The sequence below is a fragment of the Caulobacter sp. BE264 genome, assembly GCF_031457805.1.
Lineage (GTDB): Bacteria > Pseudomonadota > Alphaproteobacteria > Caulobacterales > Caulobacteraceae > Caulobacter.
This window is the reverse complement of record NZ_JAVDXI010000005.1, coordinates 264,111-285,215: the sequence shown is the minus strand read 5'-3', so window position 1 is coordinate 285,215 and position 21,105 is coordinate 264,111. Positions and strand designations below refer to the sequence as shown.

The 21,105-nt window shown below is 66.0% G+C and carries 22 protein-coding genes and 3 pseudogenes; 17 read left to right on the top strand and 8 right to left on the bottom strand.

The window, feature by feature from the left end; genetic code table 11:
* Window positions 1-11 precede the first annotated feature (11 nt).
* A complete protein-coding gene (locus J2X45_RS14225) occupies window positions 12-1,511 on the top strand; it encodes a S10 family peptidase (RefSeq protein WP_310215810.1) in 1,500 nt (499 codons plus the stop codon).
* A 66-nt stretch (window positions 1,512-1,577) separates the two neighbouring features.
* Window positions 1,578-1,985: an iron chaperone gene (locus J2X45_RS14220; protein WP_310215807.1), complete on the top strand. Its 408-nt coding sequence runs from the start codon at window positions 1,578-1,580 to the stop codon at window positions 1,983-1,985.
* Here J2X45_RS14220 and J2X45_RS14215 read toward each other — a convergent pair.
* On the bottom strand, window positions 1,982-2,569 hold the full coding sequence (locus tag J2X45_RS14215; protein ID WP_310215806.1) for a hypothetical protein: 588 nt from the start codon (window positions 2,567-2,569) through the stop codon (window positions 1,982-1,984). The two genes, J2X45_RS14220 and J2X45_RS14215, sit on opposite strands and share 4 nt — an antisense overlap.
* Window positions 2,570-2,715: 146 nt before the next feature.
* Window positions 2,716-3,477, bottom strand: coding sequence for a polyphosphate kinase 2 (ppk2, locus tag J2X45_RS14210; RefSeq protein ID WP_310215804.1), 762 nt, complete (start codon window positions 3,475-3,477; stop codon window positions 2,716-2,718).
* Between the two features lie 46 nt (window positions 3,478-3,523).
* On the opposite strand from ppk2, the gene J2X45_RS14205 reads away from it, so the two are divergent.
* Together J2X45_RS14205 and J2X45_RS14200 are read left to right on the top strand one after the other, a co-directional pair.
* Window positions 3,524-4,240, top strand: coding sequence for a 16S rRNA (uracil(1498)-N(3))-methyltransferase (locus J2X45_RS14205; protein ID WP_310215802.1), 717 nt, complete (start codon window positions 3,524-3,526; stop codon window positions 4,238-4,240).
* A 139-nt stretch (window positions 4,241-4,379) separates the two neighbouring features.
* Entirely contained in the window at window positions 4,380-5,741 is a 1,362-nt protein-coding gene (locus J2X45_RS14200; protein WP_310215800.1) for a glutamate--cysteine ligase, read from the top strand.
* A 123-nt stretch (window positions 5,742-5,864) separates the two neighbouring features.
* Here J2X45_RS14200 and J2X45_RS14195 read toward each other — a convergent pair whose 3' ends face one another.
* Complete coding sequence (locus J2X45_RS14195) at window positions 5,865-6,008, bottom strand: hypothetical protein (protein ID WP_310215798.1); 144 nt, start codon at window positions 6,006-6,008, stop codon at window positions 5,865-5,867.
* Between J2X45_RS14195 and J2X45_RS14190 the strand changes: the two are divergent.
* A pseudogene (locus J2X45_RS14190) lies at window positions 5,955-6,171 on the top strand (hypothetical protein); the annotation flags it as partial. The gene J2X45_RS14195 and the pseudogene J2X45_RS14190 sit on opposite strands and share 54 nt — an antisense overlap.
* A 127-nt stretch (window positions 6,172-6,298) precedes the next feature.
* Here the strand turns inward: J2X45_RS14190 and J2X45_RS20350 are convergent.
* A pseudogene (locus tag J2X45_RS20350) lies at window positions 6,299-6,619 on the bottom strand (DUF427 domain-containing protein); the annotation flags it as partial.
* A gap of 92 nt (window positions 6,620-6,711) precedes the next feature.
* On the opposite strand from J2X45_RS20350, the pseudogene J2X45_RS14180 reads away from it, so the two are divergent.
* The 3 genes and pseudogenes from J2X45_RS14180 to J2X45_RS14170 form a co-directional block, all read left to right on the top strand.
* Window positions 6,712-6,834, top strand: a pseudogene (locus tag J2X45_RS14180) (hypothetical protein); the annotation flags it as partial.
* Between the two features lie 3 nt (window positions 6,835-6,837).
* Complete coding sequence (locus J2X45_RS14175; protein WP_310215794.1) at window positions 6,838-8,718, top strand: peptide MFS transporter; 1,881 nt, start codon at window positions 6,838-6,840, stop codon at window positions 8,716-8,718.
* 288 nt (window positions 8,719-9,006) lie between these two features.
* The gene (locus J2X45_RS14170; RefSeq protein WP_310215791.1) at window positions 9,007-9,504 is read left to right on the top strand and encodes a GNAT family N-acetyltransferase; all 498 of its coding nucleotides are present in this window, start codon (window positions 9,007-9,009) and stop codon (window positions 9,502-9,504) included.
* Between the two features lie 16 nt (window positions 9,505-9,520).
* Here J2X45_RS14170 and tldD read toward each other — a convergent pair whose 3' ends face one another.
* From tldD to J2X45_RS14150, 4 genes are read right to left on the bottom strand one after another with little or no spacing between them, the layout of a single operon-like run.
* Window positions 9,521-10,957, bottom strand: coding sequence for a metalloprotease TldD (gene tldD, locus J2X45_RS14165; RefSeq protein WP_310215788.1), 1,437 nt, complete (start codon window positions 10,955-10,957; stop codon window positions 9,521-9,523).
* Between the two features lie 56 nt (window positions 10,958-11,013).
* Window positions 11,014-11,850, bottom strand: coding sequence for a GIN domain-containing protein (locus tag J2X45_RS14160; protein WP_310215786.1), 837 nt, complete (start codon window positions 11,848-11,850; stop codon window positions 11,014-11,016).
* Window positions 11,847-12,410, bottom strand: a complete 564-nt coding sequence (locus J2X45_RS14155) for a DUF1700 domain-containing protein (RefSeq protein ID WP_310215784.1) — start codon at window positions 12,408-12,410, stop codon at window positions 11,847-11,849. The genes J2X45_RS14160 and J2X45_RS14155 overlap by 4 nt, the downstream gene beginning before the upstream one ends.
* Window positions 12,407-12,733 carry a PadR family transcriptional regulator gene (locus tag J2X45_RS14150; protein WP_310215782.1) on the bottom strand — a complete coding sequence of 109 codons (327 nt, stop codon included), beginning with the start codon at window positions 12,731-12,733 and terminating at the stop codon, window positions 12,407-12,409. Before J2X45_RS14150 ends, J2X45_RS14155 begins: the two co-directional genes overlap by 4 nt.
* A gap of 375 nt (window positions 12,734-13,108) precedes the next feature.
* On the opposite strand from J2X45_RS14150, the gene coxB reads away from it, so the two are divergent.
* The 9 genes from coxB to thrC all read left to right on the top strand — a co-directional run bounded on the left by coxB (window position 13,109) and on the right by thrC (window position 21,071).
* Window positions 13,109-14,026, top strand: a complete 918-nt coding sequence (gene coxB, locus J2X45_RS14145) for a cytochrome c oxidase subunit II (protein ID WP_310215780.1) — start codon at window positions 13,109-13,111, stop codon at window positions 14,024-14,026.
* A 26-nt stretch (window positions 14,027-14,052) separates the two neighbouring features.
* A complete protein-coding gene (gene ctaD, locus J2X45_RS14140) occupies window positions 14,053-15,711 on the top strand; it encodes a cytochrome c oxidase subunit I (protein ID WP_310215779.1) in 1,659 nt (552 codons plus the stop codon).
* A 104-nt stretch (window positions 15,712-15,815) separates the two neighbouring features.
* Window positions 15,816-16,835: a heme o synthase gene (cyoE, locus tag J2X45_RS14135; protein WP_310215778.1), complete on the top strand. Its 1,020-nt coding sequence runs from the start codon at window positions 15,816-15,818 to the stop codon at window positions 16,833-16,835.
* Window positions 16,832-16,993 carry a hypothetical protein gene (locus J2X45_RS14130; protein WP_010921233.1) on the top strand — a complete coding sequence of 54 codons (162 nt, stop codon included), beginning with the start codon at window positions 16,832-16,834 and terminating at the stop codon, window positions 16,991-16,993. Before cyoE ends, J2X45_RS14130 begins: the two co-directional genes overlap by 4 nt.
* Window positions 16,971-17,621 carry a cytochrome c oxidase assembly protein gene (locus J2X45_RS14125; protein ID WP_310215774.1) on the top strand — a complete coding sequence of 217 codons (651 nt, stop codon included), beginning with the start codon at window positions 16,971-16,973 and terminating at the stop codon, window positions 17,619-17,621. The genes J2X45_RS14130 and J2X45_RS14125 overlap by 23 nt, the downstream gene beginning before the upstream one ends.
* Before the next feature lie 69 nt (window positions 17,622-17,690).
* Window positions 17,691-18,563, top strand: a complete 873-nt coding sequence (locus J2X45_RS14120; RefSeq protein WP_310215772.1) for a cytochrome c oxidase subunit 3 — start codon at window positions 17,691-17,693, stop codon at window positions 18,561-18,563.
* 69 nt (window positions 18,564-18,632) lie between these two features.
* Entirely contained in the window at window positions 18,633-18,995 is a 363-nt protein-coding gene (locus J2X45_RS14115) for a DUF983 domain-containing protein (RefSeq protein WP_310215769.1), read from the top strand.
* Window positions 18,988-19,674, top strand: coding sequence for an SURF1 family protein (locus J2X45_RS14110; protein WP_310215767.1), 687 nt, complete (start codon window positions 18,988-18,990; stop codon window positions 19,672-19,674). Before J2X45_RS14115 ends, J2X45_RS14110 begins: the two co-directional genes overlap by 8 nt.
* Complete coding sequence (gene thrC / locus J2X45_RS14105; RefSeq protein ID WP_310215764.1) at window positions 19,674-21,071, top strand: threonine synthase; 1,398 nt, start codon at window positions 19,674-19,676, stop codon at window positions 21,069-21,071. The genes J2X45_RS14110 and thrC overlap by 1 nt, the downstream gene beginning before the upstream one ends.
* Window positions 21,072-21,105: the final 34 nt, after the last annotated feature.

Below are 21,105 nucleotides of genomic sequence, written 5' to 3'. Positions count from 1 at the left end.
GAGGGGTATCGATGAAACAGTCTTTCCGAGCGGGCCTGCTGGCCCTCGCCGCCGTCGCGGCCTTGTCGGGTCCGGTCGCGTTCGCCCAGGACAAGGGCGGCGACAAGCCGGCCGGCGAGAAGTCCGGAACGGACCTGCCCGCGTTTCCCAGCGAGAAATCGGTCAAGCAGACCACGGTCCTGGCCGGCAAGACCCTGGCCTACACCGCCACGGTCGGGGCGATGCCGGTGCGCGACGAGAAGGGCAAGAAGATCGCCGAGGTGGTCTATACCGCCTACACCCTGGACGGTCCGCGAGACCCCAAGCGTCCGATCACCTTCGCCTTCAACGGCGGTCCGGGCGCGGCCAGCGTCTATCTGAACTTCGCCCTGGGCCCCAAGCGGGTGCAGTTCGGCGCCGAGGGCGACAGCCCATCGGATTTCAGCAAGCTGGACGACAACCCGGCCTCGTGGATGGACTTCACGGATCTCGTCTTCATCGACCCCGTCGGCACCGGCTTCTCGCGCTCGCTGGTCAATGAGGACGAGACCAAGAAGCGCTTCTACGGCGTCAAGCAGGACATCGACTACCTGTCGCGGATCGTCTTCGATTACCTGGTCAAGACCGATCGCCTGACCTCGCCCAAGTACCTGGTCGGCGAAAGCTATGGCGGCTTCCGCGGGCCGCGGCTGGCCTACACCCTGCAGACGGATCTTGGCGTTGCGGTGAAGGGCGTCGTGCTGGTGTCCCCGCTGCTGACCAGCGCCGGCCGCGTCTCGCAGGAGATCTCGCCGCTGCCGGCCATGTGGACCCTGCCGTCGATCGCGGCGGCCAAGCTGGAGCGCGACGGCAAGCTGACCCCTGAGGCGATCAAGGCGGTCGAGGACTACACGCGCGGCGAATACATGGTCGACCTGATGAAGGGCTCGGACCCCGCCGCCCTCGACCGCCTGACGGCCAAGGTCTCGGCCATGACCGGGCTGGATCCGAATTATGTCCGCCGCGCCGGCGGCCGCCTGGAGACCCAGTCGTTCCTGCGCGAGGTGTTCCGCGACAAGGGGCGCCTCGGCAGCCGCTATGACAGCAACGTCACCTCGCTGGATCCATTCCCCAACGCGCCGACCCAAGAGGTCAACGACCCCATCCTGGATGCGATCATTGCGCCGACGACCAGCGCCATCGTCGACTTCACCACCCGCGTCGTTGGCTGGAAGCCGGAGGGCCGCTACGACGCCCTGTCCGACGTCGTGAACCGCAACTGGGATCGCGGTCGCGGCCCCGACACGGAGTCGGTCTCGGACCTTCGCAAGATCGTTTCGGTCGATCCCAAGCTGAAGGTGCTGATCGTGCACGGCTACAACGACCTGTCGTGCCCGTTCTTCGCCTCGCGCCTGATCGTCGACGCGATGCCGGCGACGGCGAACGGCCGCGTGACCCTGGCCAACTATGCGGGCGGCCACATGTTCTACAGCCGCCCCGACAGCGGCGCGGCGTTCCGCAGGGACGTGATGGCGCTGTACGGCGCGAAATAGTCGAGGCGTGGTGTCGGCGGGGGCGCTTCTGGAACGTCCTTTGTTCAATCGATTGAGGACCATCCCATGATGAAGCCCCCCGCCGCGTCGGTTGACGACTATCTGGCCAAGCTGCCCGCCGACCAGCGCGCGGCGCTTGAGGTTCTTCGCGCCCAGATCCGCGCGGTCGCGCCTGAGGCGGCCGAGGCGATCAGCTATGGCCTGCCGACCTTCAAGCTGAACGGCAATCTCGTCCACTTCGGCGCGGCGGCCAGGCATTGCGCCTTCTATCCCGGCGCGGTGATGGATGTGTTCGCCGAGCGGCTGACGGGGTTCGACACGGCTAAAGGCACGATCCGCTTCCAGCCGGACAGGCCGCTGCCGCCGGACCTCGTGGCGGACATCGTCCGCTACCGGGTGGCGCGGAACGCGGAGGTCGCCGCCGAGCGGAAGGCACGGAAGTCCGGCGCTCGCGCTGTGTTTCTCACGCGCTAGGACAGGCCGAGCACGCGCAAATAGATCGAATAGATAAAAATGAGTGTCGCGATCCAGCCAACGATGCCGGCCAAGACAATCTGCGGCCGCTTTGACCGCCAGGCGACAAGGAAGGCGATCAAACCCGCGCTGTTCAGGCCGATATAGTGTGTGAGCTTTTCCCATTGGCTCTGCTCGATCATATGGATCGTGCTCGGGATCTCGATCGCCAGGGTGAGAAAGAAGACGCCGATGACCGGGCCAAGGATCCAATTGCGGCGCGCGAAGAAATAGTCGTCAAGATCGGGCCAGGCGGCGTGATCGTCCGGCGTCACCGTGACGGCGGCGAGAAAGTAAGCCACGCCGATGATGATCGGGATCGCCAGATCGATCAGATCGATGCGGAGGTTCTGTAGGCGAAGCCACGCGTCGATCATAGACGCGGTCAGCTGCAGAAACACCAGCACGCCGACCGCGGGCGTGAGCAGTCCGATCTTGGGTCGGGTCCGGGCGCGAATGAGCTTTCCAAACCCGAGCAGGAGTTCCGCCAGACCAATGCCCAGCAAGATTCCGTAGAATCCCATGAAGAACTCGAATTTCGACATGGCGCGACCTCCCCCCGGCGACCATCGCAGAACTCCACCTATCGCAGAGATCACAACTCTGGCGGCGGTCCAACTCGATTCCGCCCGCGCGACCAGACGGGCTTGAGCCGAGCTGTCAGACCCGCAGAAGATCTAAAGGCGCGACGTTACCGCGCCAGCCGGCCGTCCTCGAGCGCCGCCGGCTCGAACGGGAAGATCACCTCCGGATCGGGCTTGGCCACGCCCTTGGCGATCTTCTTGTCGCCGGCCGCATGCAGCAGCCAGCGGATGACGTTGAGCCGCGCGGCCTTCTTGTGGTCGGCGCGGACGCAGATCCAGGGCGCGACATCGCTGTGGGTTCGCATCAGCATGTCGTCGCGGGCGGCGGTGTAGTCGTCCCACTTCTCTTCGGCGACGGCGTCCAGCGGGCTGGTCTTGAAGGCCTTCAGGGGGTCTTCGCGGCGGGACTTCAGGCGCTTGGCCTGCTCGTCGCGGCTGATGTCCAGCCAGAATTTCACATAGCGCAGGCCGTTCTCGACCAGCATCCGCTCGAAGGCCGGGACGTCGCGCAGGAACTGCTCCTGCTGCTGCGGCGTCGAAAAATCCATTACCCGCTCGACCCCGGCGCGGTTGTACCAGGAGCGATTGAACAGCACCGCCTCGCCGCTGGCCGGCAGCCAGTCGACATAGCGCTGGAAATACCACTCGCTGCGTTCGCGGTCGGTCGGCTTGGGCAGGGCCACGACCGTGGTGGCGCGTCGCGACAGGTGCTCGGTGATGCGAGCGATCGCCCCGTCCTTGCCGGCGGCGTCGCGGCCCTCGAAAACGACGAGGATCTTGTCGCCGTCCTGGATCGCCTTCTTTTGCAGGGCGATCAGCGCCAATTGCAGCTGGACGAGTTCGGTCTCGTAGTCTTCGGACTTGCTCATGTGGCGAGCCTACCCCCGAGCGTGCTGGTTAGGCTAGAAGGACGCCATGATCCGTCTCTTCGTTCCCAATGACCTGTCCGCCGGGGCCGGCGTCGTCCCGACCGTCGACCAGTCGCGCTACCTGACCTCGGTCATGCGCCTGACCGTCGGCGCCGAGCTCCTGCTGTTCAACGGCCGCGACGGCGAGTGGCGGGCGACCATCGTCGAGGCCACCAAGCGTGGCTGCCTGCTGAAGGCCGAGGAACAGACACGGCCGATGCATCTGGGCCCGGACCTCGACCTCATCGTTGCGATGGTCAAGCGCGGCCGGGTCGAAACCATTGTCGAAAAGGCCGCCGAGCTGGGCGCACGCCGCGTGCGCCTGACCATCACGCGGCGCACGAATGTCGACTTCGTCAAGCTGGGCCGCCTCGACGCCATCGCCATGGAGGCGGCGGAGCAGACCGGTCGCCTGGACGTGCCCGAGGTCGCGGACCCCGAGAAGCTGGACAAGATCCTGGATGGCTGGGACCCGGCTCGGCGCCTCGTTTTCTGCGACGAGGGCGGTGACGCCAGGCCCGCGATCGAGGCCCTGGCGGGGACTGGCGCTCCGGCCGCCATCCTGATCGGCCCCGAAGGCGGCTTCGCGCCCGAGGAGCGCGAGCGCCTGCGGGGGCTTTCCTTTGTCACGCCGGTGTCGCTGGGCCCCCGCATCCTGCGCGCCGACACGGCGGCGATTTCGGCCATGACTCTCTGGCAGGCCGCCGCCGGGGATTGGCGGTAGCACGCAGATTAGCTCAAGCTCGCCCCTTGAGGTTCGCAAAGAGAACGCCCAACTGGGCGTGACCAAATAGTATCGCCGTCGGCGGAGAGCATGGGCCCTCTCCTCCAGCAGCACTGCACCCTGGGGAGGGACGGCTGGCATGGCCGAGACCGCTAACGTTCAAGAGCGCCAGCTGACGCTCGCCGATCTGACCGAGTATTTCGCCAAGGGCTCCAAGCCCAAGGAGGCCTTCCGCGTGGGGGCTGAGCACGAGAAGTTCGGCTTCTATCTCGGCTCGCACCAGCCTGTCCCCTACGAGGGTGACAAGGGCGTGCACGCCCTGCTGACGGGGTTGCAACGCTTTGGCTGGGCGCCGGTCATGGAAGGGCCGACCATCATCGGCCTGGAGCGCAATGGGGCCAATGTCAGCCTCGAGCCGGGCGGCCAGTTCGAACTGTCCGGCGCGCCCCTGTCGACCATGCACGAGATCTGCGAGGAGACCGGCCAGCACCTGGACGAGGTCAAGACCGTCGCCGACGAACTGGGCCTGGGTTTCACGGGTCTGGGCTTCTCGCCGAAATGGACGCGCGCCGAGGTCCCCGTGATGCCCAAGGGGCGTTACGTGATCATGCGCAACTACATGCCCAAGGTCGGTAATCTGGGCCTGGACATGATGCTGCGCACCTGCACGGTGCAGGCCAATCTCGACTTCTCCAGCGAAGCCGACATGGTGGCCAAGTTCCGCATGAGCCTGGCTCTGCAGCCGATCGCAACGGCCCTGTTCGCCAATTCTCCGTTCACGGAAGGCAAGCCCAACGGCTTCCTGTCGGCCCGGGCCAATGTGTGGACCGACACGGATCCCAACCGCACGGGCCTGCTGGATTTCGTGTTCGAGGACGGCTTTGATTTCGAGCGCTACGCCCGCTATGCGCTGGACGTGCCGATGTATTTCGTGAAGCGCGGCGACAAGTACATCGACGTCGCCGGGCGGTCGTTCCGCGACTTCATCGAGGGCAAGCTGCCCGAGCTGCCGGGCGAGATCGCCACGATGAAGGACTTCGCCGACCACACGACCACGGCCTTCCCCGAGGTGCGCCTGAAGACCTATCTGGAGATGCGCGGCGCCGACGCCGGCCCCTGGAGCCGTCTGTGCGCCCTGCCGGCCTTGTGGACGGGCGTCTTCTACGATGACGCGGCCCTGGCGGCGGCCTGGGACCTTTGCAAGGACTGGACGATCGAGGACCGCGAGGGCCTGCGTCGCGACGTGCCCAAGCTTGGCCTGAAAGCCAAGGTCGCGGGCCGTACGGCGCAGGACGTGGCCAAGGATTTCGTGGCGATCGCCAAGTCTGGCCTGAAGAATCGCGCCCTGCTGAACGGCGGCTTCCTGGACGAGACCATCTATTTGGGCGAGCTGGAGCAGATCGCCGACAGCGGGATCACTCCGGCTGAAAAGCTGTTGTCGCTCTACAACGGCGCTTGGGGCGGTGACATCGACCGCGTCTTCACCGACTGCGCCTACTAGAGCGTGATAGCCGAAAGTGTGAGCGGTTTCGGCGGCTATCACGCTCTAAATGTTTGAATTATAGCCTTATTTTCCGCTCGAACGATTCCATTCGAACGGATAAGGCTCTAGGCGGCGGGCGGGTCAGAAGATCGCGCGCAGGCCCGCGATCAGTCCCGCCCAGAGTGCGATCGTCACGGCGAGCGCCACAAGCCTGCCCCAAGCCAGGCGGCGCTGAGGCCGGATGGCAGTCGCGTGAACAGCCTGATCATAGGAGACGTAGGCCATGGTTTCCTCCGCGCGTCTCTGACGGACGCTGGAGCGATGGTCGCGCTCCTAAGGGTTAAAAGCGCCTTAATTCGCGATTTCGATCAAGGGGACCCAATGTCGCGGTAGGGCTGGGCCACGTCGCGCTCCTCGCGCTCGGGATCGGGCATGGCGACATTGGGCGGCCAGCGCTCGGCCTGGCTCGCGCCTGACCCGCTGTCTGTGTGACGGATCACCTCGTCCACATCCAAGGCTTTCGTCTCCGCGGGCGTCAGGTCGCCGAGCTGGAACTCGACATGCTCGGGATAGAAGGCCAGACGGCCGGCGATCGCATCGAGCACCGGGGAGGGCGACTCATAGGACCAGACCGCGTCCTCGATCACCTGCCGATCCCGATAGATCGTAAAATAGGACGCCTGGCCCTTGTAGGGGCAATGGGTGGATTTGTCCGTGCGGCGCAGGAACGCCATTTGGACGTCGTCGCGCGGGAAATAGTAGACGGGTGGGTAGTTCGCTTCCTGCAACACCAGAACATCATCGCTGTCGGCGATCTCGTGGCCCTCGAAGAGCACACGCACCACACCGGGGGCCGGCGTCAGGTGAAGGGGGTGGGTTTCATCGGGCGTCTTCATGGTCTGGGGCTCCCATCCGCGTTCGGATCACGCCCTAAACGCGCCAGAGGCCAGCCAAGCTTCAGGCCCTGCAAAGGCGCTTGGATCGCGCGGCGCAAGCCGTTGCTTGTGAAACCGTCTCTCGCGTGGTCTTCTCGCCGCCAAATTGGGGCCGGCGGGGACGATTTGACCACATGGGGGGTCTGTTTCCGCCTCTCGTTACGTTTCAAGGCTAGCGTATGAACATCGTTATCGCCGTAGGTATTCTGGTCACGCTCGTGACCGGCATCCCGGTCCTTGTCCAATTGCTGAAAGGCCATCCGCGCGGCCTGATCATCTGTTTCCTGGCCGAGATGTGGGAGCGCTTCTCCTACTACGGCATGCGCGCGATCCTGATCTTCTACCTGACGCAGCACTTCCTGTTCGATCCGAAGGCCGCGTCCGGCCATTACGGCTCCTACACAGCGCTCGTCTACCTGGTGCCGCTGCTGGGCGGCTTCCTGGCCGACAAGTGGCTGGGCACGCGCAAGGCCGTGGCGTTCGGCGCCGTGCTGCTGGTCGCTGGTCACCTGGCCATGGCCATCGAAGGCAAGCCCGCCGTCCAGACCCTGACCTATCAGGGCGCGACCTACGAGTTCCAAGCCGAGGGACGCGGACAGAACCGCGAGGCCAAGCTGGTGGTCGACGGCAAACCCTATGAGGTCGCCGCCACCAAGGTCGGCGATTTCGAGATCAAGGGCCTGCCCGCCAACGCGCCGCTGCCGGCCGTGCTGCCGAAGGCCGACTACAAGCTCGACGTCACGGGTCGCGACCCGCTGTATCTCAATATCTTCTGGTTCTCGCTGTCGCTGATCATCCTGGGCGTCGGTTTCCTGAAGCCGAACATCTCGACCATCGTCGGCCAGCTCTATCCGCAGGGCGACCCGCGCCGGGATCCGGGCTTCACCCTCTACTACTATGGCATCAACCTGGGCTCGTTCTGGGCCTCGATCCTCTGCGGCCTGCTGGGCGTCAATGTCGGCTGGTGGGCGGGCTTTGGCCTCGCGGGCGTCGGCATGCTGGCCGGCTTCATTGTCTTCGTGCTGGGTAAGCCCTGGCTGGACGGCAAGGCCGAACCGCCGGAGCCCAAGGTCCTGAAGGAAAAGGTCGCCGGTCCGATCAATCGCGAACTGGCCATCTACGGCCTGTCGCTGCTGGGCCTCGTCGGCATCTTCTACCTCGTCCAGTTCAACGCCATCGTGGGCGTCGCGCTCAACATCGGCATCCTGGCCTCGCTGGGCTACATCGGCTGGTTCATGTTCACCAAATGCGCCAAGGAAGAGCGTGAGCGCCTGGCCCTGGCGGTGTTCCTGATCTTTGGCGCGGTGGTGTTCTGGACCCTGTTCGAACAGGCCGGCTCGTCGCTGAGCCTCTTCGCGGCCACCAATGTCCAGCTGGATCTGGTCCGCGAGCCGCTCCGGCTGTTCAACGGCGCCGTGACCCTGGCTACGCCCGATCAACTGGCCAAGGCGGGCATCGACGCCGCCTCGACCTTCTGGGTCGACACCAGCTTCAACGCCCCGCAGACCCAGGCGCTGAACGCCGGCTGGATCCTGATCTTCGCGCCGGTGTTCGCGGCGGTCTGGACCTTCCTGGGCGCGCGCGGCAAGGACCCGAACCCGGTCGTCAAGTTCGGCCTGGCCCTGATCCAGGTCGGCGCGGGCTTCCTGCTGCTGCAGTGGGGCTCCACCTTCGCCGACGGCGCCTTCAAGCTGCCGCTGATCTTCCTGGTGCTGATGTACATGCTGCACACTACCGGCGAGCTCTGCATGTCGCCGGTCGGCCTGTCGCAGATGACCAAGCTGTCGCCCGCCTCGGTGGTGTCGTTCATGATGGCCGTCTGGTTCATGGCGGTCGCCATCGCCCAGTGGGTTGGCGGCAAGATCGCCGGTCTGGCGGCCACCGAGACGGTCGGCGGTCAGGTGCTGGACCCTGGCGCGGCTCTGGCCGCGTCGTTGAAGGTCTTCAACATCATCGGCCTGGTGTCGGTGGTTATCGGGATCGGCTTCCTGCTGCTGTCGCCGGTTCTCAAGAAGTGGTCGCACGGGGCCGACGACGTCGGCGCGCCCAAGAAGGCCTAAAGCGGGGCGGCCTAAGCAAAGAGGGGCCCCGGCGACGATCCGGGGCCCCTCGCGGAGACGTGGAGGGGACCACGTCTCACCTTCGGGTGGGACGGTCCTCGCGGTGGCTCAAACCGCGGGGACCGCTTCCGTTCCCAACCCGAAAGGTCCGGACAATGGCGTCCTGAGATCGACGGTGCCCGCCGGGCGCCGTTGAGGAAAGTTACAAGCCGGACAGGTGGATTAAACCTTTGCAACGTGGCGCGGAGTGCGGCGAGGCTCTCTTGGCCGGACGCGCGAGGAGGGGCCTTGAGCTCACTTTCGACACCCCTGACCGTCGCCGATCTTGTCACGCCCGAGGGCGCGGCCTTGCTGGCGTTGAACAATGCGCACGCGGTTGAACTGTCCTGGCTGGAGCCCGAGCGGCTGGCGCGTCTGGTCGCGGAGGCCTTCCTGGCCCGCCGTGTCGGCGTGGCCGACGCCCTGTTGCTCACCTTCGACCAGGACGCCGACTACGACAGCCCCAACTTCCTGTGGTTTCGCGAGCGCTATCCGGCGTTCGTCTATGTCGATCGCGTGGTGGTCGCCGACAGCGCGCGGGGCAGGGGTCTGGCAAAGGGGCTGTATGACGACCTCTTCGCCGCGGCCGAGGCGGCGGGCCATGAGCGGATCGTCTGCGAGGTCAATTCCGACCCGCCCAATCCCGCCTCGGACGCCTTCCACGCCGCGCTCGGCTTTGTCCCGGTGGGGACGGCCGAGATCCACGGCGGGAAGAAGACGGTGACGTATCTGGAGCGGCGGCTGTAGGGCGCTTTCGGAGCCCCTAGACCGCCGTACCGCCCACCGTCAGGCCGGTGATCTTCAGCGACGGCTGGCCGACGCCCACGGGCACGCCCTGGCCGGACTTGCCGCAGACGCCGATGCCGGGGTCGAAGTCGAAGTCGTTACCGATCATCGTCACGCGGGTGAGGGCGCTGGGCCCATCGCCGATCAGCGTGGCGCCCTTGACCGGGGCGGTGATCTTGCCGTCCTCGACCAGATAGGCCTCGGTGCACTGGAAGACGAACTTGCCGTTGGTGATGTCGACCTGGCCGCCGCCGAAATTGGCGCAGTAGAGGCCGCGCTTCAGCGAGGCGATCATCTCTTGCGGATCATGGTCGCCCGCCAGCATGCCGGTGTTGGTCATGCGCGGCATGGGCATGTGAGCGTAGGACTGGCGGCGGCCGTTGCCGGTGGCCTTCATGCCCATCAGGCGCGCGCTCATCCGGTCGTGCATGTAGCCGACGAGGATGCCGTCCTCGATGAGGATGGTGCGTTCGGTGGGCGTGCCTTCGTCGTCGACGGTCAGCGACCCCCGGCGACCGGGGATCGCGCCGTCGTCGAACACGGTGACGCCCGGGGCGGCCACGCGTTCGCCGATGCGACCCGAAAAGGCGCTGATGCCCTTGCGGTTGAAATCGCCTTCCAGGCCATGGCCGACGGCCTCGTGCAGCAACACGCCGTTCCAGCCGGGACCCAGCACCACGTCCATCTCGCCAGCCGGGCAGGCGACGGCGTCGAGGTTCACCAGCGCCATGCGCAGGGCTTCGTCGACCTGATCCTGCCACTTGTCGGGGCTGATCCAGGCGGCGAAGCCGGCGCGGCCGCCGGCGCCGGACGAGCCGCTCTCGCGCCGGCCGTCCTTTTCGACGGTGACCTGGACGTTGACCCGAACCAGCGGGCGCACGTCGCGGATCAGACGGCCGTCGGCGCGGAGAATCTCCACCACCCGGCGCTCGCCGGCCATCGAGGCCATGACCTGCACGACGCGCGGATCGCGGGCGCGGGCGAAGGCGTCGATCTCTTGCAGCAGAGCGACCTTGTCGGAGAAGTCCGGCGCGCTGACCGGATTGTCCTCGCCGTAGAGCTTTTCGTTGGTGGCGCGTGGGCCCTCAGCGCTGACGCCGGCGTGGCCGCGCTTGGCCAGGCTGGCCGAATCGGCGGCGCGGCGGATCGCGGCCTCGGAAATCTCGGCGGCGTGGGCGTAGCCGGCCGTCTCGCCGGCCACCACGCGCAGGCCAAAGCCCTCGCCCGAGTCGTAGGAGGCGCTCTTGAGGCGTCCGTCGTCGAAGACGAAGGCCTCGCTCTCGGAGCGCTCGAGGAACAGTTCGCCATCGTCGGCGCCGGCCAGGGCTTCGCCCAGGATCGAACGAGCGCGGTCGGGATCGACGCCGGCGGCGTCGAGGATCGAAAGGGAAGAGGCGGGGATCGGAGCGTTCATGGTTCTACAGGTAGGCCTTCCGAACGCGCTCGTCACCCCGCCCCTTTTGTCGCGGATCAGTACTCGCGGCGAACTTCGCCCGAGCCGGTGATTTCGCTGGTCACCAGCTTCGGCTCAGTGCGCAGCTCGACGTCGCCGCTGCCGGAGATGTCGATCTTGGCCTTGCCGGTGGCGAAGACCGCGCCGCCGCCGCTGCCCGACACGTCGATGGTCGCGTCCTTGGCCTTCAGCGCGGCCAGGTCGGCGTAGCCCGAGCCGGAGTTGTCGACGCTGACGGTTTCGACCTTGCCATCGGCCTCAACGTCGCCGCTGCCCGAGATGTCCAGGCCGAGGGCCGGATGCTCGTAGCGGCGGATGTCGAGATCGCCCGAACCACGCACTTCGAAGCGGGTGACGTCCGGCGCGACGACCGTGATCTTCATCCGGTCGCCGTCGTTGCGCACCTGTAGTCCGTCGGGGCCCAGGGTTACGACCGCGCGGTCGGTTAGGTTGACGTCGTCGAGGCTTATGCGGCCGCCGGCGATCTTCAGACGATCGACATAGGACTGGGGCCCGGAGACGACGATCTTGGCCTCAGCGCCCTGGACGAACACCACGTCGACCGGGAGGTCGATGATCAGCGTGTCCTTGCCGGTCCAAGGCAAGGTGCGATCGATAATCGGCGAGGGGGCGCCCCCCGCGCCGACATGACGCACCGTGCGGATCACGCGGCCGTTGTCATCGGTGATGGTGACATTGGCCTCGTCACCGAACGGGATCGTCCATCCGTTCTTCATCAGTTCGGGGCCGGCGATGGCCGCCACCCCAGCGAAGCAACCGACCGCGAGGGCGAAGCTCGCCCCGGCGACGATGAGCGTATTGCGGATCAACATGGTCCCCTCCTCTCCGCTCAAGCTTGTTCCATGGCCGGCTTCAGCAGCCGGAAGTGCAGGCGGGCGTACCAGACGACCGCGTTGAAGACCCCGACGGTCACCAGCGTCAGCAGCGAGCCGATGAAGGTCGCTGTGGCCATCAGGCCGATGCCGCTCAGGAAGGCGGTGACCGGTCCGCCGGGCGGCATGGTGAGAGGGCCGGCGGCGAAGATGAAGCCGCCGACGAAGAAGATCGTCACCACGGCCACCAGGAAGCCGAACAGCGTGGCGAGCACGCCCATCAGCAAGGGCAGCAGGAACATCACGTCGATGGCCCCGAGGCCGATCAGCGCGATGATGGCGGCCATGGCGTTGGACGGAGTCTTTTTCTCCTCCCACTGCTTCAGGCCTGCTTCGGCGCGCAGTTCGCGCGCCAGACGGCCTGGATCGCCCAGGGCGGCGGCGACTTCGGCTTCGGGGCGTCCCGCGGCCTGGGCGTCGGCGAAGTGAGCCTCATGATCGGCGACGATGTCGGCGATCGTGGTGGCGGGGAGCCCCGAAAGGCCCCGGCGCAGGCGGGTGATGAACTCGGCGCGGGTCATGCGGCGGCTCCCACGATGCTGTTCACCGCGTTGGCGAACGTCGTCCATTCTACCTTTTGCTGCTCCAGGCTTTCGCGCCCGGCGGCGGTGAGGCGGTAGTATTTCCGCGGCGGGCCGCTCTGGCTTTCCACCAGATAGGTCTCGACCAGGCCATCCGACTGCATGCGGCGCATCAGCGGATAGATCGTCCCTTCCCCCATATCGATGTCCTTTGTGAGCCTGCTGGCGATCTCGTAGGCGTAGCTGTCGGCGTGCGAGAGCAGGGCCAGCACACAGAGCGCCAGCACGCCTTTCTTCAGTTGGATTTCAATTGTTTCCGGCACGGCGTCCTTGCCTCCGTTGATGCTCTCTTCTACCGCCAGGTACTGAGTGGTGCAAGGTACCTATCCATGAATGATACGTAATGATCCGGACGCCGGATTTGGGGGGTTTCTGAGAGGGATTCGCGACTGGAGCCCCCTGTGGCGGGGATAACCGCCCATTCCCGTGCTCAGGGCGTGGGCTCTGGCGCTTGGCAAGGGCTGGCGATGCGCGTATGCAGCCTCCGGACCGACAATCGGGAGGGCTGGGCGTCGACGCGCGACTCATTTTGAGTGAAGTCGATTGCGCAGGACCTTATCGACAGTCGTAATGTGCATGTCGGCGCGGCGCGGGCCTTGATCGGGCTCAAATCGCCGCCGAAACGGGCCGTGAGGGATATGAAGGCGCAATTTTCGGGGATTCGGCGGATCATGACGGGCGCGTCCGCCCTCGCCGCTACGATGATGTTCGCGGGTCACGCGCTCGCTGAAGATCTGATGGGTCAGCCGACGCCGGGGGCCATTGACCTCCAGCCGGCCGCGTCGGAGCTGAAGCACCACGCGATCCAGTTCCATGATCTGGTTCTGATGCCGATCATTACGGCCATCACCCTGCTGGTGCTGGGCCTGCTGATCTGGATCATTGTTCGCTATAACAAGAAGGCGAACCCGGTCCCCGCCAAGTTCAGCCACAACACCACGATCGAGGTGATCTGGACCGTTGTGCCGGTCCTGATCCTGATGGTCATCGCCATCTTCTCGTTCCGTCTGCTGTTCCACTACAACGACATGCCCAAGCCGGACCTGACCGTGAAGGCCACGGGCTACCAGTGGTACTGGGGCTACGAGTATCCGGACCAAGAGATTAGCGAAATCATCTCGCTGCCGCTGACCAAGGAACAGGCCGACGCCAAGAAGGTCCCGTACCTGCTGGCCGCCGACAACGCGATGGTCGTGCCCGTGGGCAAGGTCGTCCGCGTTCAGGTCACCGCCGCTGACGTGATCCACGCCTTCGCCCTGCCGGCCTTCGGCCTGAAGACCGACGCCATCCCGGGCCGCCTGAACGAAACCTGGTTCAAGGCTGAGCGCACCGGTGTGTTCTACGGCCAGTGCTCGGAGCTGTGCGGCGTCGACCACGCCAACATGCCGATCGAGATCAAGGTCGTGACCCAAGCCGAGTTCGACGCCTGGGTGAAGGCCAAGACCGCCCCGCCCGCGCCTGCGGCCGCTCCGGCTGAGGCCGCGGCGACCCCCGCCTCGGCTCCGGCCGCCCCCGCTTCCGCTCCGGCCGCGGCTCCCGCCGCGCCGGCGGCCTAAGAATACGATCGTAGGATAGACGTCAGATGGCTTCCGCCGCAGACACTCACGACCACGCCCACGACGACGACCACAAGCCGCCGTTCTTCGCCCGCTGGTTCTTTTCGACGAACCATAAGGATATCGGCACGCTGTACATCCTGTTCGCCATCATGGCGGGCATCGTCGGCGGCGCGCTCTCGGGCCTCATCCGCTGGGAGCTGATGGAGCCGGGCATCCAGGTGTTCTCCGACACCGGCATGCTGGCCCAGATGGGCATCTTCAAGGGCAAGCACGGCTATAACGCCGTCGTCACCGCCCACGCCCTGATCATGATCTTCTTCATGGTCATGCCGGCGATGATCGGCGGGTTCGGCAACTGGTTCGTCCCCATCATGATCGGCGCGCCGGACATGGCCTTCCCGCGGATGAACAACATCTCGTTCTGGCTGCTGGTCGCCGCCTGGGTCCTGCTGGTCCTGTCGATGTTCGTCGACGGCGGCCCGGGGCACGGCTTCGGCGGCGGTTGGACGATCTATCCGCCGCTGTCGACCATCGGTCACAAGGGTCCGGCCATGGACCTGGCGATCCTGTCGCTCCACCTGGCCGGCGCTTCGTCGATCCTGGGCGCGATCAACTTCATCACCACGATCTTCAACATGCGCGCGCCGGGCATGACCCTGCACCGCATGCCGCTGTTCGCTTGGTCGGTGCTGATCACCGCCTTCCTGCTGCTGCTGTCGCTGCCCGTCCTGGCCGGCGCCATCACCATGCTGCTGACCGACCGTAACTTCGGCACCCACTTCTTCGACCCGGCCGCCGGCGGCGACCCCGTCATGTTCCAGCACCTGTTCTGGTTCTTCGGCCACCCGGAAGTGTACATCCTGATCCTGCCGGGCTTCGGCATCATCAGCCACATCGTCTCGACCTTCTCCAAGAAGCCGGTCTTCGGCTACCTGGCGATGGCCTACGCGATGGTCGCCATCGGCTTTGTCGGCTTCGTCGTGTGGGCTCACCACATGTACACCGTCGGCATGAGCATCAACCTGCGCGCCTACTTCGTGGCCGCCACGATGATCATCGCCGTCCCGACGGGCGTGAAGATCTTCAGCTGGATCGCCACGATGTGGGGCGGTTCGATCAGCTTCAAGACGCCCATGCTGTGGGCAATGGGCTTCATCTTCCTGTTCACGGTCGGCGGCGTCACCGGCGTCGTCCTGTCGAACGCCGGCATCGACTACAGCCTGCACGACACCTACTACGTGGTGGCCCACTTCCACTACGTGCTGTCGCTGGGCGCGGTGTTCGCCATCTTCGCGGGCTTCTACTACTGGTTCGAGAAGATGTGGGGCGTGAAGTACAACGAGTTCCTCGGCGCGCTGCACTTCTGGATCATGTTCGTCGGTGTGAACCTGATCTTCTTCCCGCAGCACTTCCTGGGCCTGCAAGGCATGCCGCGTCGTTACATCGACTATCCGGACGCCTTCACCCTGTGGAACTACGTGTCGTCGGTCGGCTACATGATCACCGTCGTCGCTGTCGGCGTGTTCATGCTGGTTCTGATCGAAGCGGCGATCCGCCGCCGCAAGGCCGAGGCCAACCCGTGGGGCGAAGGCGCCACCACGCTGGAATGGACCCTGTCCTCGCCGCCGCCGTTCCACCAGTTCAGCGAACCGCCGGTGATCAAGGCCGACGACCACCACTAAGGTGAGCCGTCGTCCGTAACCGGACTTATAAGGGGGCGCGGGCGGGATCCTTAAGGGTCCGGGCCGCGCCCCTCGCCTGTTCAAGACCTGTATGTTTTGGATCGATGTCAAAGACAGCCGCCATGACGTCTGACAGCGCCGAGACGACCCCGCTGCGGGATTCGTCGGAAACCGCCCGCTGGCAGGACTATTTCCAGCTGATGAAGCCGCGCGTCATGTCGCTGGTGGTGTTCACCGGCCTGACGGGGCTCCTGGCCGCGCGCGCGCCGATCCATCCCGTCCTGGCCGCCATCGCTGTGCTGTGCATCGCCATCGGCGCCGGCGCGTCGGGCGCGCTGAACATGTGGTACGACGCCGACATCGACCAGAAGATGCGCCGTACGCGCGGCCGCCCGGTGCCCGCCGGCAAGGTCAAGGGCGAGGAGGCCGCCTCGCTGGGCGTTGTCCTCAGCCTGCTGTCAGTGATGTTCCTGGGTTTTGCGGTGAATTGGCTGGCCGCCGGCCTCCTGGCCTTCACCATCGTCTTCTACGCCGTCGTCTACACGATGTGGCTCAAGCGCTGGACCGCGCAGAACATCGTCATCGGCGGCCTCGCCGGCGCGCTGCCACCGGCCATCGGCTGGGCCGCCGCCACCGGCTCGGCGCCACTGAACGCCTGGCTGATGGTGGCGATCATCTTCTTCTGGACCCCGCCGCACTTCTGGGCGCTGTCGCTGTACGTCACCACCGACTACGCCAAGGCCGGCGTGCCGATGCTGCCGGTGGTCAAGGGCGCGCGGGAAACGCGCAAGCAGATCCTCATCTACAGCCTCGTCCTGTTCCCGATCTGCCTGTCGCCGGTGCTCACCGGCCTGGGCGGTCCGATCTATCTGGCGGTCGCCGGCCTTGGCGGGCTGGTGTTCCTTCTGCTGGCCTGGCGGGTGTTCGCCAGCAAGGCCGGCGACGCCGCCGATCCGCGCGTGGCGGACCGCGCCCTCTATGACGTGACCGAGGACGAAAAGGCCGCCGGGGCCAAGGCCGCGCGCAATCTGTTCGCCTTCTCGATTCTCTATCTCTTCGCCCTGTTCGCCGCCCTGCTGGGCGAGGCGGTCACCGGCGTTAGCCCTCTGGAGCTCCTGAAGTGAATCAACCGGTCGAAACCGACGCGGCGCAACAGGCCGCCAAGAAAGCCCGTGACGGACGCAACCTGGCCCTCGCCCTGGGTCTCGTCGCCTTCGTCGTTCTCGTCTTCGTGGTCACCCTCGTGAGGCTCGGCGGAAATGTCGCAAAACCCCACATCTAAGGACGATCTCACCCCGCAGCAGCAGATGGCGCGTCGCAACAAGAAGGTTGCGACCATCTGCGTGGCGACGTTCGTCGGCATGATTGGCGCAGCCTATGCGGCGGTGCCGCTCTATAAGCTGTTCTGCCAGGTCACCGGCTTTGACGGCACGGTCCGCAAGGCCGAGGCGGCCCCCACCCGGGTCCTGGACCGGAAGATCACCGTGCGCTTCGACGCCAATATTCGCGAGCTGCCCTGGCGCTTCGAGGCGCTGCAGCCCAAGCAGGACATCCGCATCGGTGACACGGGCCTGACCTTCTTCAAGGTCACCAACCCTACGGACAAGCCGATCACGGGCCGGGCGCTCTACAACGTCGTGCCGGAACAGGCAGGACCGTACTTCCAGAAGCTGGAATGCTTCTGTTTCACCAGCCAGACGATCCAGCCTGGCCAGACCGTGGAATTCCCGGTGGTCTACTTCGTGGATCCCCAATATGCGGACGACCCTGAAACGAAGGGAAAGCCTGAGATCACCCTCAGCTACACCTTCTTCCCGGCGGTCGACGACGGCAAGCCGGGGCAAGTCGCGGCCGCGACGACGCCTCGCATCGTGGACCCCCTTGGCGGCGCACCGTCGAGAGGTCTATAGCGTTTACAGCGAACACGGCGCGGGGGGACCAGCGACCGTGCTCAGAGGGATATAAGGGTTAGCAGCAACATGGCCGGCGCCGTCAAACACGACTACCACATCCTTCCGCCCAGCCCGTGGCCCTTCGTGGGCTCGGCCGCCGCCACCGTCATGGCCATCGGCCTGATCGGCTGGCTCAAGGGCGGCGTGCTGGGCATCGACAAGGGCAACTGGGCGATCTTCGCCGCAGGCCTCGCGGGCGTGCTCTACACGATGTTCGGCTGGTGGGCCGACGTGGCCAAGGAATCCAAGGCTGGCGATCACACGCCGGTCGTGTCGATCGGCCTGCGCTACGGCATGATCCTGTTCATCGCCTCGGAAGTGATGTTCTTCGTGGCGTGGTTCTGGATGTTCTTCGAGATGGCGCTGTTCCACGAGCACCGCACCCTCTCGACGATCGAGGAAGTCCGCACCGCCTGGGCCGCTTGGCCGCCGGCCGGCGTCGAGACCGTCTCGGCCTGGCACCTGCCGCTGATCAACACCCTGACCCTGCTGCTCTCGGGCACCACGGTCACCTGGGCGCACCACGCGCTGCAAGTCGGTGATCGCAAGGGCGCCAAGTGGGGTCTGATCCTGACCATCCTGCTGGGCTGCCTGTTCACGGCCATCCAGGTCTATGAATACGCCCACATCAACCACGAGCAGCTGTTCTACTCGGAAGCCGCCGCGAACTCGGGCCTCTATGGTTCGACCTTCTTCCTGGCGACGGGCTTCCACGGCTTCCACGTCTTCGTGGGCACGCTGTTCCTGATCGTCTGCCTGATCCGCCTGATGACCGGCGCCTTCACGCCCCAGAAGCACTTCGGCTTCGAAGCGGCCGCCTGGTACTGGCACTTCGTCGACGTGGTCTGGCTGTTCCTGTTCGCGTTCATCTACGTGATCTTCGGGGCCTCGGCCCACTAGATCAGAAGATCCTCGGGGGCCCGGAACGCCAGACAGCGTTCCGGGCCTTTTTCGTTTCGGGAGGTCCGCGTGACCAAGACCAACCCCTACGCCGCCGGCGCCCGCGGCTTATGCCCGAACTGCGGCGAGGGCTATCTCTTCGAGGGCTTTCTGAAGGTTGCGCCAAGGTGCGAGGCCTGCGGATTCGACCTGGGCAAGCACGAGACCGGCGACGGCGCGGCGACATTTGTCATCCTGATCGCCGGCGCGATCTGCGCCTTCGGGGCGTTGTTCTCCATGTTCGCCTGGTACTGGCCCGTCTGGGTGTCGCTGGTGGTCTGGCTGCCAGCCGTGGTGGTGATCAGCCTTGGCCTGATGCGTCCGGCTAAAGGCCTGATGGTCGCCGCCCAGATCGCCCAGAAAGCTTCTGAAGCGGGGCGGGACCATGTCTGACGCTCCGGCTACGCCGCGTCGCTTTCCGATCGGCCTGACCATCGCCACCGCTGTCGCCTTTGCGATCCTTTGCGGTCTGGGCGGTTGGCAACTGCAAAGACGCGACTGGAAGGAGGGCGTGCTCGCCCGCCTTGAGGCGCTGAAGACCGCGCCCGCCCTGCCGCTGGTGCAGGTCCTGACCGCCACAGCAAGGCCAGAGGACCTGGCCTGGACCCGCGTCAGCGTCGACTGTGGCGACGTCGGCGGCGAGCCGTTACCTCTGGTCTATGGCGTGCGCGACGGCGATGTCGTCTGGCGCGCGCAGGCTCCGTGCGCGGTCCTGGCCGGACCCTACAACATGGTCCTGGTCGATCGCGGTGTCGTGCCCGGCCTCACCGGCCAGGTGGCGCCGGCGCCGCGCGCCTTCGAAGCGCCGCGCCGCGTGGTGGGGGTGCTGAGTCCGATTGAGCAACTGGGCGGCGACCGCGCCAAGGTCCTGGAGCGCTACGCCGATCGCAAGCCCGCCCCGCTGGTGTTGATGGCCGAGCAGGAAACCCCGGCGCCGGCCGGGCTGACTCCGGCGCCGCTGCCGGCAGAAATTTCCAATCGGCACCTGGAATACGCCCTTACATGGTTTGGTCTTGCCGTAACCCTGCTGTTTATCTATGCCGCCATGCTCTGGCGGAGACTGAGACCCTGATGCGTTACGTTTCGACCCGCGGCCAGTCCGCGCCGATCGGCTTTCTTGATGCTGTCCTGGCGGGTCTGGCGCCCGACGGCGGCCTGTATGTGCCCGCCGAATGGCCGCGCTTCACCGCCAAGGAGATCGCCGCGTTCGCCGGCAAGCCGTACGCCGAGGTCGCCGCCGCCGTAGTCGGCAAGTTCGTGGGCGACGACATTCCGGCGGAGGATCTGGCCCAGATGTGCGAGGAGGCCTACGCCACCTTCGCCCACACGGCCGTGGTTCCCGTCAAACAGCTGACGCCCAACCGCTACCTCCTGGAGCTGTTCCACGGTCCGACCCTGGCGTTCAAAGATGTTGCGATGCAGCTCCTGGGCCGCCTCTACGACTACGTCCTGGAGCGCCAGTCGCGGAAGATGACCATCATTTGCGCCACCTCGGGCGACACGGGCGGCGCGGCCGTCGAGGCGTTCCGGGGCCGCAAGAACGCCCGCATCGTCGCGCTCTTCCCCGAGGGGCGCATCAGCGAGGTGCAGCGTCGCTTCATGACGACGGCGACCGACGCCAATGTCGCCTGCGTCTCGGTGCTGGGCTCGTTCGATGACTGCCAGGCCATCGTCAAGCAGGCCTTCCAGGACGACCAGTTCCGCCACGCGGTGGACCTGTCGGGCGTCAACTCGATCAACTGGGCGCGGATCGCTGCCCAGAGCGTCTATTATTTCACCGCCGCCGTCGCCCTAGGCGCCCCGGCGCGCGAGGTCGCCTTCGTGGTGCCGACCGGCAATTTTGGCGACGCCTATGCGGCCTTTGTCGCCAAGACCCTGGGTTTGCCGATCCATTCGGTGACCGCCGCCACCAACAGCAACGACATTCTGGCCCGCGCCTTCGAGGACGGCCGCTATTCGCGCGGCGCGGTCGCTGCGACCCAGAGCCCGGCCATGGACATCCAGGTCGCGTCGAACTTCGAGCGCCTCTATTTCGAAGCCGTGCGTCGCGACGGGGTCGAGACCGGCCGCGCTTTCCGCGCCTTCGCCGACACCGGCCTGCTCGACATCCCACCGGCCGCTCACGGCTGGATGCGCGAGTTGTTCCGCGGCGCCGCCGTCAGCGAGGCCGACACCGCCAAGACCATGCTCTCGACGCTGAACGAGACCGGCGAGGTCGTCGATCCGCACACCGCCGTGGGCTTGGCCGCCGCCCAGCGCGTCCGGATCGACCCGGCGATCCCGGTCGTGGTGCTGTCGACCGCCCATCCAGCCAAGTTCCCCGAGGCGGTCCAGGCCGCCACCGGCCTGCTGCCCACGACCCCGCGCGCGACGCCCGACCTCTCCAAGAAGCCGGAGAAGTTCGAGCGTCTGCCGGCTGATGGTTCGTCGGTGAAGGCCTTCGTGCGGACCTTCGCGGCGAATAGTTGAGCCAAAGCTGGCGTTTAGGGGCGCGAAGACTTAG